Origin of the sequence: Phaeovulum molybdatiresistens, assembly GCF_023544865.1 — a bacterium.
Taxonomy (GTDB): domain Bacteria; phylum Pseudomonadota; class Alphaproteobacteria; order Rhodobacterales; family Rhodobacteraceae; genus Pontitalea.
This window is the reverse complement of sequence record NZ_JAMJFX010000072.1, coordinates 1-1,242: the sequence shown is the minus strand read 5'-3', so window position 1 is coordinate 1,242 and position 1,242 is coordinate 1. Positions and strand designations below refer to the sequence as shown.

The following is a 1,242-nucleotide window of genomic DNA, read 5'->3' as shown; positions in this document are numbered from 1 at the left end:
CCGCGCTGCCGCCGGGCGCTGTCCATCCTGCCGGGTTGAATTTGCACCGGCAAACACCGGGTTTCCGGTTGCCCCGCACACGACGGCGGCAGGCCAGCCCGGTCGCGACAAGGGCGTCCATGCCGCGCCGCGCCTGTCCCGGCGATTGCCATGACAAAGCTGCGCCCCCTGATTGCGCCCGCGCTGCTGCTGACAGGCATCGCCGCGCTGACCTTCGTCGCAACCGAGGCGAACAGGCGTTTCGGCATCGGGCTGCCTGGCCGGCAGGGGCAGAATGCCCTGCTGATGGTCGCCTACCTGGCCATCGCCTGGCTGCTCAGCCGGATCACAGATCTGGTGTTCGCCCGGCTGCGGCCCCGCAATCGCCCAGTGCCCAAGCTGTTGCGAGACCTTGTCTCGGCGCTTCTGTTCCTGACGGCGTTCGTTTCGGGCGTCCTCCTCATGATGGGCCACAGCGCGGGCAGCGCGCTGGCGGGTTCGGGTGTGGTGCTGGCCCTGTTCGGTTTCGCCATCCACAACGTGGTTGCAGATACGCTTTCGGGCATCGCCCTGGGCCTGGAGGCGCCATTCCGGATCGGGGACTGGGTCGATATCGAGGGACTGGCAAGGGGCCGGGTGGTCGAGATCGGCTGGCGGACCACGCGCCTTCTGACGCGCGATTCAACCTATGTGATCTTGCCCAACAGCCAGATCTCGCGCCAGCGGATCGTCAACTACAGCGCGCCCCGATCGGAATTCCGGGCGCAGATGGAAATCACGCTGGGTCATGCCACCCCGACAACAGAGGGCTCGGAAATCCTGCGCACGGCCCTTGCGAACGCGCCGCTGATCCGACAATCGCCCCCGCCCGACGTGCGTGTTCAGGCGATCGAACCCGATGGGGTCCGCTACGCGCTGCGCTACTGGGTCGACCGGTTCGATCGGGAAATCGACTGCCGAGACGCAATCTGGCACGAAGTGGATGCGGCGCTGCGCCGCTCCGGCGTTGCGTTGCCGCAGCACCCGGTTGCCATGATCTGCGCCCCGGCGGGGCCCGCCACGCCAAGACCCGGCGACCCTTGCGCCCGGGGGGCAGTCGCCGGACACGTCGTAACCGATCCCCGCTGAAGGTGGCCGAGACTACACCAAAAGACGCGCCGATCCTGTGCATGCTGCCCGACACTGGCGAGATGGGATGGTTGCCGCCCTCCCCAGACGGCATCGCAATGTGCCAAGATGGTGGTGTTGAAAGCCACGAAGCGG

At 67.3% G+C, this 1,242-nt stretch carries 1 protein-coding gene; it reads left to right on the top strand.

The features are described from left to right. The first annotated feature begins 150 nt into the window (after positions 1–150). Positions 151–1,107, top strand: a complete 957-nt coding sequence (locus MXB90_RS17680) for a mechanosensitive ion channel family protein (RefSeq protein ID WP_250046722.1) — start codon at positions 151–153, stop codon at positions 1,105–1,107. Positions 1,108–1,242 lie beyond the last annotated feature (135 nt).

What these genes read in the sequence shown, in the direction of transcription:
- MXB90_RS17680 (WP_250046722.1), top strand. Translation starts at nt 151, where the DNA reads ATGACAAAGCTGCGCCCCCTGATTGCGCCCGCGCTGCTGCTGACAGGC.